Here is a 9,032-nt window from a genome sequence, read left to right on the forward strand (position 1 = left end):
TTATACTGATTTGATAAGGAACGCAAATGGATAACTCAAAAAAATCTTTTTCATAGCTTTAAATTTTTACCACTCGTTGACTTTGTTGGCATCCATTTTTACAAAGATAAAAATTAGAATGCTAAAGCCCCACAAGCTAGAACCTCCGTACGAGATCATAGGTAAAGGTACGCCAATGGTTGGGAAGAGTCCGAGAACCATGGCAATATTAACAAAGAAATGTATAAAAAGTATCGAAACGACGCAGTAGCCGTACACCCTACTGAACTTGGTTTTTTGTCTTTCGGCGAGGTATAAAATTCGAAACATGAGTCCAACAAACAAGCCAATAACGAGTAGCGATCCGAGAAAACCCCACTCTTCGCCGATCGTGGTAAAAATGTAATCGCTGTGTTGTTCCGGCACAAAACCACCTTTAGTTTGTGTTCCTTCTAAAAAGCCTTTTCCGAACCAACCGCCCGAACCAATAGCAATTTTAGATTGGTTGATGTTGTATCCGATTCCGCGAAGGTCGACTTCCTTTCCGAGTAAAATATTAAAACGATCGCGGTGGTGTTGCTGAAAGACGTCGTTAAATACGTAATTTACCGAGAACGTAAACAGTACAATAATCACAAATGCCGATGCACTTGCGAGAATATTTCGATTGGCAATTCGACTTCGGTAATACGTTAAAATAATGATGATTGCTGCAGCTGCGATGATGTAAATCGGATCAAAAAGCAGGCAAAGTACAAAGATGATGATGGCGATAAAACCTGTCCACAAATACCAAGAGGGCAAGCCTTCACGGTACATGACTAGTATTAGCATCGTGAATATTAAAGCACTTCCGGGGTCGTGTGGCGCAATAAGTATGATAGGCAGCAAGATAATTCCAAAGGCTTGGAACTGTCGTGCCGAATCGCGCAGATTCACTTGCACATCGCTTAAAAACTTAGAAAGTGCTAGTGCACAACCTACTTTGGCAAATTCGGCGGGTTGCAAGCTAAAGCCTCCTATGGCGTACCAGTTGGTTTGCCCGTTCACGGTTTTGCCAAAGACAAACAAGCCCGCTAAAAGAAATAAAGTGATGATGTAAAAAACAACGGAAAACTTCTCGTACACTTTACTATCCAAGGATAAAACAATAATGATCAGCGGAATTGCCAGGAGAATATTCACAAACTGCTTGGTGAAAAACTGCGACAAATCGAAGAACGAGAATTCACCTTCAGGAAAACTCGACGAAAAAATGTTGCACCAACCCAATAATACTAAAAGGCTGTACAGGGTAACTGTTACCCAATCGATGTGATCTCTAGTACTTTGATTCTTCATATCAGAGTTCTAATTTACCTATGGTATCGCCCACGGGTTTAATTTCACGATTGTTATATAGTGAGTCGTTTGTTTTTTTGGTGTAGCGATTGTACTCGGCTTCTAAACTTTTGTTTAGGATAAACTTCTCCAAATCGGTACGCGTAATTTTCTTGCGCACGTATTTCTCGATCATCAGTGTAGCAATAGGTCCGGCGATGGTTGCACCAAATCCGCCATTTTCAACAAATACGGCTAATGCAATTTTAGGGTTTTCCATCGGTGCAAACGCTACAAAAATCGAGTGGTCTTTCAACTGTACTTTCTTACCTCCTATTCGAGCAAAGTTTTCAGCAGTCCCGGTTTTTCCACAGATGTTAATGCCATCAATTTGCAAATGACTTGCGGTTCCGTTGGTGTACACGGCGTGCAAACCGCGAATTACAGGTGCAAAGTACTTACGATCGATAGTGGTGGTATGCTTTTCGCGAAACTTGGGATCGATTTTACCTCCTTTAATGTATTTGATGATGTGGGGTGTATAATAATAGCCTCGATTTGCAACAGTTGCAATCATATTTGCAAGCTGTATCGGTGTTGCGAGCACTTCGCCTTGACCAATAGCGTTTGAAACGATTGCCGTAGAACGCCAGCCACCGTTGGGATAAATGCGTTTGTAGGTTTTTGAAGTCGGAATTAGTCCGCGTTTTCCTGTCGGTAGATCGTAACCCATGAAATCGCCCAAACCGAAACTTTTGGCGTGTTTTGCCCAGATATCGACAGCCTGCGGTGGTTTCAAATATTTGTTGATGGTTCGCATGTACACCGTTCCGAAATAGGCGTTGCACGAATTGTAGATCCCGTTGTGTAATTGGTGCGGCCCGAAGCCGTGGCAACGCATAAACCGCCCGCGCGCGTAACTGAATCCGTGGTGACACATAACGGTTGTATTCTCGTCGATTACACCTTCTTGCAGCGCAATTAAACCAGTAACGATTTTAAATGGCGAACCTGGTGCGTATTGTGCAAGTAATCCTCGGTCGAATAAAGGCTGTGCTATCGAATCGCGGTAGAGTTTGGTGTAGTTTTTAGAGCGCTGTCGGCCAACGAGAATCGACGGATCGTAAGACGGTGCCGTTACTAACGCTAAAATCTGTCCAGTTTTCGGATCTAAGGCAACAATTCCGCCGCGTTTGTTTACCATAAGTTCTTCGCCGTATTGCTGTAATTCAGCATCGATAGTTAAGGTAATGTCTTCGCCACGGACGGCTTTTACGTCGAATTTGCCTTGCTTGTACGCACCGATATCGCGGTTAAATTTATCTTTCTGACGGTACTTCACGCCTTTTACGCCGCGCAATACTTCCTCGTAACTTTGCTCAACACCTTGAACACCGATTAGATCGCCGGATTGGTAGTACGGATTTTTATCAATCGTACGCTGATTTACTTGTGTTATGGAACCAAAAACGTTTGCAGCCACTTTCACTTGGTAATCGCGTAGGGAACGTTTTACAATTTCAAAACCTTGAAACTTTCGTTGCTTCTCTTGAAAACCAGCGTATTCTTTCTTGTTTAGTTGCGATAAGAAAACCGACGGCAGCCGCGGACTGTACACCTTGGCTTTCTCCATTTTTTTGATGAAATCTTCCTTGGTGATGTTAAGCAAATCGCAAAATTCTGTTGTGTCGATGTTTTTTACTTCACGCGGCGTAACCATGATGTCGTACGAGGGCTGGTTGGCTACCAGTAGCTTTCCGTTTCGGTCGTAAATGTACCCGCGTTCCGGATATTCGTAAATAATCTCAATAGCGTTGTTTTCTGCTTTAAGCTTGAGCTCATCGTCGATAATCTGCAGATAGAAGAGTCGCATCACGATCAGAATAACTGATATGATAATGATGGTGGGCAACAATACCTTTCTCATCTTTTAGACGGCTTAAATAAGTGAATAATGATGATACAAAGTACAATAGTAAATAAAGTAGAGAACACCGTTCGCAGCAAGATATTCCAAAAGAAACTAAATCGGAAAGTCTCTAAAACAAACAAAATGAGGTGATGTGTTGTCACCGAAACTAAAATAAACGAGAAACGTTCTGGGGTGAGTCGATCGTTGATTTTAATGGTTTGATATTCGTACGAAACACCGAACGCAAATCGGAAAAATGCAGGTCGGACGTAAGCTAAAGTAACCGACGCTGCCGCATGAACTCCTCCAGAATTAGTAAACATATCGATGAGTAAACCGAGTAAAAAACTCGCTGCTAGCAAGCTATTTTTATTACCGTTTACCGGATAAAGCAAAATAAACAACACATACGGATACGGGTTGAGATAGCCCCAAAACTGAATGTTGTTAAAAATGAGGATTTGTGCCGCAAGCAGCAAGATAAATCGGGCCGTATTGAATAAAACATTACTGTTCATTTGGCTGCGCTGTTTCTTGCTCTATTTGTAAAATCTCCTCGCGATCTTTGGTTTTAATGATATACACGTGACCCAAACTCGTCATATCGTTAAAGAGCTTCACGTCGAGTGTGTAATAATTGGTCTGATCGTCAATGTATATCTTGTAGATGGTTCCAATACCGATATTTTCAGGGAAAATTTTGGAATCGGCACCCGTTACAATCGTATCGCCTTTTTTAATCTGCGCCAAGCGTGGCACGTCGATTAATTGGGCATATCCAGTATTCTTACCGTTCCAAATTAAGGTACCAAAATGATCAGACTTCTTGAATTTGGCGTTAATTTTCGACTTAATGTTCAAGATACTTTGTACGGTGGCGTAATTCGGACTCACTTTCTCAACGATACCTACAATTCCAAGGTCGTTTATCACACCCATATCGCTTTTAACTCCTTGCTTGCTGCCCGAATTAAGTGTCAAGTAATTTTCAGGCACATTGAACGAATTGTGAATCACTTTCGATAAAATGACATTCACTTTCTTAACGCCTTTAATCGTATCGGGTAGTTTTAGTGCTGCGGTGTCGGCTGAATTAAAAAGCAAAGATTTCAGTCGCGCATTTTCAATTGCAAGTTCTTGGTTACGCTCTTTCAAACTAAAATACTCGCTCACGGCATTCATTTGCTCGTAAACACCGCCCGCCAAGAAATTTGCCGAACTAATGACTTTACTTTTGTGATAGGAGTGTGCTTGAATAGTAAGAGACAGCGCTATTATCAAAAGCAGCAAAAACAGCAACTTATGGCTGTTTTTAAGGATAAAATTCAATATCTGCTGCATAAGTGTCTGTTGACGCTAGTCTGATAAATCGGTTGCTTTATTGAGAAGTTCCGAATTACTTAATCAGGATACTTCTAAATTTATTGATGTTTTTCAAAGCCATACCCGTTCCACGAACAACGGCGCGTAGTGGATCTTCGGCGATGTAAACAGGCAAATCGGTTTTTTGAGAAATACGCTTGTCGAGTCCACGTAACATCGAACCACCACCCGCTAAATAAATACCAGTGTTGTAAATATCGGCTGCTAATTCAGGCGGCGTCTGCGAAAGCGTTTCCATAACAGCATCTTCAATTCGCTGAATAGACTTGTCGAGTGCTTTAGCAATTTCGCGGTACGAAACTTCAACTTGCTTTGGCTTGCCTGTAAGCAAATCGCGTCCTTGAACCGACATATCGTCTGGTGGCGATTCTAAATCTTCCACGGCAGCACCGATTTCAATTTTAATTTTCTCTGCGGTACTTTCTCCCACAAATAAGTTGTGTTGGGTACGCATGTAGTACACGATATCGTTGGTGAAAACGTCGCCGGCAATTTTAACCGACTTATCGCATACAATTCCGCCGAGAGCGATAACTGCAATCTCCGTAGTTCCACCACCGATATCGACTATCATATTTCCTTTTGGCTGCATGATATCCACTCCGATACCAATTGCCGCTGCCATAGGCTCGTGAATCAAATACACTTCTTTTCCGTTCACGCGTTCGCAAGATTCTTTTACGGCACGCATTTCCACTTCTGTAATTCCCGACGGAATACACACAACCATTCGCAAGGCAGGTGTAAACATTTTCTTTTTCAATGCCGGTATGCTCTTGATAAACATACTGATCATTTTTTCCGAGGCATCGAAATCAGCAATAACGCCGTCTTTCAAAGGACGAATCGTCTTAATGTTCTCGTGGGTTTTTCCCTGCATGAGGTTAGCTTCTTTACCAACGGCAATGATTTTCCCAGATATACGATCGCGCGCCACTATAGACGGACTGTCGATGACAACTTTGTCGTTATGAATAATCAGGGTGTTGGCAGTACCAAGGTCTATCGCAATGTCCTCGGTCATGAAATCGAAAAATCCCATAGGAAATAATAAGGATTAAATTACAGTTTTTTAACGAGCAAAGGTATACAAATTAATGTTTGAAATGACGCGTACCCGTAAATACCATTGTCATATTTTGACTATTGCAATAATCGATGCTCAATTGATCTTTAATGCTACCTCCGGGTTGAATAACCGCAGTAATTCCCGCCTGATTTGCTATCTCTACACAATCCGGAAACGGGAAAAAAGCATCGCTCGCCATAACAGCATCTTGCAACGAAAACCCGAAAGTTTGTGCTTTCTCAATAGCTTGCTTTAACGCGTCAACGCGCGAAGTTTGTCCGGTACCCGACGCCAGTAAAACGCCGTTCTTAGCCAATACAATTGTATTCGATTTGGTATTCTTACAAATCTTAGACGCAAAAAGTAAATCGTCTATCTGTTCCTGGGTTGGCGAAACATTTGTTACCACTTGCAAATCGGAAGCCTGATCCGTTTTGTTGTTTCGATCTTGAACCAACAAGCCGTTTAAAGCTGTGCGGTATTGCACTTGTGCCAGTTCTTCCGGCTTCTGAACCAAAACAATACGGTTTTTCTTTTCACTTAAAATTGCAACCGCTTCGCCTTCATAGGCAGGAGCAATCACCACTTCGCAAAACAGTTTATTGATTTCGTGTGCCGTAGCTTCATCAATTGCTGTATTCGCGATAAGCACACCGCCGAAAGCCGACGTTGGATCGCAAGCTAAAGCCGTAACATACGCATCGTATATCGTTGCAGCAGTGGCAATTCCGCAGGCATTATTGTGTTTAAGAATGGCAAACGTTGGCTTATCTGCTTTAAATTCTTCAATCAAATTCACAGCAGCATCAACGTCGAGTAAATTGTTATACGACAATTCTTTACCATTCAACTTTGCAAACAAAGCATCGAAATTTCCATAGAAACTTCCTTGTTGATGCGGATTCTCTCCATATCGCAACGGCATTTTATGGTCGAACGCCACTTGTAAACGATCTGCAGCACCCGAAAAATAATTAGCAATAGCCGTGTCGTAATGCGAGGTTACTCGAAACGCTTCCAAAGCAAAGTTCTTGCGCTGCTCCAGCTCGGTTGCTCCCTGCTGATTTTTCACCAAATCAAGCAAAACCGGATACTGACTCATATTTGAAACAATAACCGTATCAGCAAAATTCTTGGCTCCCGCTCGAATCAGCGAAATGCCGCCAATGTCGATTTTCTCAATGATATCTGCCTCCGATGCTCCTGAGGCAACTGTATCTTCAAACGGATATAAATCCACAATCACCAAATCAATCTGCGGAATGTCGTGTTGCTCCATTTCTTCGCGATCCGAAGCCACTTCCGATCTGTTGAGAATACCTCCAAAAACTTTCGGATGCAATGTTTTAACGCGTCCGCCTAAAATAGACGGATAACCCGTTACGGCTTCAACAGGAGTTACCGAATAACCCAATTGCTCAATAAATTGCTGCGTTCCTCCCGTTGATAAAAAAGAAACATTGTTTGCCGCCAATTCGTGAATTAAGGGTGCCAAGCCCTCTTTCGAATACACCGAAATAAGTGCTGTTTTGATGATTTTTGTAGTCGACATGTGTGTGTTGTGTTAAAAGCTGCAAAAGTACTTTTTGAAGTTCAAAATATGGAAGCAAACTGTAACAATTTTTTAAAAAAGTACTCCAATAAAAAATACGCTAATGCCTACCTTTACATATGATTGTTTACCTGCGTTTAATTAAAGAGAGTTTTTCGTTTGCCGTGAGTGCACTGGTGAACAATAAACTGCGTACGTTTTTGTCGCTATTGGGCGTCACCATTGGTATCTTCTCAATTATTGCGGTTTTGGCGGCAGTCGATTCGCTGGATCGAAAAATCAAAAAAGACCTCAGCGCCTTAGATAAAAATACCATTTACCTCTTGCGCTTTTCTTTCGGACCTTCCGACATTCCCGAATGGAAGCGCGATCAGTTTCCAAACGTAAAATACGACGAATACACGTATCTAAAATCAGCCCTCGCCGACGAAGCACTCATGGCTTTTCAGGTTTTTACCGGCCGCCAAACGCTTAAATACGAAAACAAACAAGTAAGTTCAGTAAACATTGTTCCGGTTTCGCACGAATTTATCGATATCCAAAATCTCGAATTTTCCTCCGGGCGTTTCTACAATGAAGCCGAATCTAATTCTGGCGCGCGAGTCGTGGTCATCGGCGAAGAAATTGCACAATCGCTCTTCGATACCTCCGATGCAGTGGGTAAAGAAATCCGCATGTACGGACAGCGGTTTATGGTTATTGGCGTTTTGAAAAAACAAGGCGCAGGTATGTTTGGCGATAGCAACGACAGTTCGGCGTTTATTCCTGTGAACTTTATCCGACGTTTTTACGGCGATTCAGGTACTTGGCAAACCAACGTTATTATCGTAAAACCCAATAAAGGCCTCGATATCGATGCGTTTAAAGAAGAATTGGGTATGAAATTGCGCAACTACCGCGGATTAAAAGACGGCGATATCAATAATTTCTTCATCAACATCTTAGCCGGATTCACCGATTTACTCGACGGCATTATAGCCATGCTTAACTTAGGCGGCTGGCTCATCGCTGGCTTCTCGCTGCTCGTAGGCGGGTTCGGTATTGCAAACATCATGTTCGTATCGGTTAAAGAACGCACCAACCTCATTGGCATCCAAAAATCACTAGGCGCAAAAAACAAATTCATCCTATTTCAATTTTTATTCGAAGCCATCATTTTGTGCTTGTTTGGCGGTGCCGTTGGTCTAATTTTAGTTTGGATTATCACCATTGTTATGTCGAACGTGGCCGATTTCGAATTTGTTCTCAGCCTCGGAAACGTAATTCTGGGAACTTCCCTCGCCATAATCATCGGACTAATCGCGGGTATTGTACCGGCATTTACGGCATCGCGACTCGATCCTGTCGAAGCCATTCGAAGCGGCATGTAAACTAATTTTATGATTTTTTGGGCAACTGGCCGGCGCGCTTTTAGTTGATGTAAGGTGCCGGCCACCGCGCTTTCCAAGTCAAGGTACTTCTAAAAAGCTACAACAGCTCTGCGCCTTTCAGCTTCCGTTGGTCGCTTAAAGCCTGCCTGCTGTTTTACGCTTTTCAGTTCGTACGCTTGCTTTTGCAATCGCTGTTGCGAAACAATACGTAAACAAAAAAATCAATTATGTCCGATTGGTACAAAAGCACAAAAAAATAGGCCGCTCTTTCGAAGCGGCCTAACCCCTATACTACTTAAGTAGTTCCACAAACAAAATGGAATTCAAAAATCTATCTATTTCTCGACAAATTAATACCTACTTATAGGTATTTTTTGGGTATTTTTTCGCTGTATTTTCCTACATTAACCCGTTGGGTGAAATTATTTGAAGTAAAATAAATTGAAC

Annotated in this window: 7 protein-coding genes; 1 reads left to right on the top strand and 6 read right to left on the bottom strand. The window is 42.2% G+C overall.

The window, feature by feature from the left end; all coding sequences use genetic code 11:
• Positions 1 to 66: 66 nt before the first annotated feature.
• From rodA to purH, 6 genes are read right to left on the bottom strand one after another with little or no spacing between them, the layout of a single operon-like run.
• Positions 67 to 1,320 carry a rod shape-determining protein RodA gene (gene rodA, locus CHX27_RS02335; protein WP_094485158.1) on the bottom strand — a complete coding sequence of 418 codons (1,254 nt, stop codon included), beginning with the start codon at positions 1,318 to 1,320 and terminating at the stop codon, positions 67 to 69.
• 1 nt (position 1,321) lies between these two features.
• Entirely contained in the window at positions 1,322 to 3,226 is a 1,905-nt protein-coding gene (gene mrdA, locus CHX27_RS02340; protein ID WP_094485159.1) for a penicillin-binding protein 2, read from the bottom strand.
• Positions 3,223 to 3,729, bottom strand: coding sequence for a rod shape-determining protein MreD (locus tag CHX27_RS02345; protein ID WP_094485160.1), 507 nt, complete (start codon positions 3,727 to 3,729; stop codon positions 3,223 to 3,225). The genes mrdA and CHX27_RS02345 overlap by 4 nt, the downstream gene beginning before the upstream one ends.
• Positions 3,719 to 4,552 (bottom strand): rod shape-determining protein MreC, encoded by an 834-nt coding sequence (gene mreC / locus CHX27_RS02350; RefSeq protein ID WP_094485161.1) that lies wholly within the window; start codon positions 4,550 to 4,552, stop codon positions 3,719 to 3,721. The genes CHX27_RS02345 and mreC overlap by 11 nt, the downstream gene beginning before the upstream one ends.
• A 55-nt stretch (positions 4,553 to 4,607) precedes the next feature.
• On the bottom strand, positions 4,608 to 5,636 hold the full coding sequence (locus CHX27_RS02355; RefSeq protein ID WP_094485162.1) for a rod shape-determining protein: 1,029 nt from the start codon (positions 5,634 to 5,636) through the stop codon (positions 4,608 to 4,610).
• 52 nt (positions 5,637 to 5,688) lie between these two features.
• A complete protein-coding gene (gene purH, locus CHX27_RS02360; protein WP_094485163.1) occupies positions 5,689 to 7,215 on the bottom strand; it encodes a bifunctional phosphoribosylaminoimidazolecarboxamide formyltransferase/IMP cyclohydrolase in 1,527 nt (508 codons plus the stop codon).
• 119 nt (positions 7,216 to 7,334) lie between these two features.
• Here purH and CHX27_RS02365 point away from each other — a divergent pair, with 119 nt between their 5' ends.
• Positions 7,335 to 8,585, top strand: coding sequence for an ABC transporter permease (locus CHX27_RS02365; protein ID WP_094485164.1), 1,251 nt, complete (start codon positions 7,335 to 7,337; stop codon positions 8,583 to 8,585).
• Positions 8,586 to 9,032 lie beyond the last annotated feature (447 nt).

This window comes from Flavobacterium aurantiibacter, assembly GCF_002251775.1.
Lineage (GTDB): Bacteria > Bacteroidota > Bacteroidia > Flavobacteriales > Flavobacteriaceae > Flavobacterium > Flavobacterium aurantiibacter.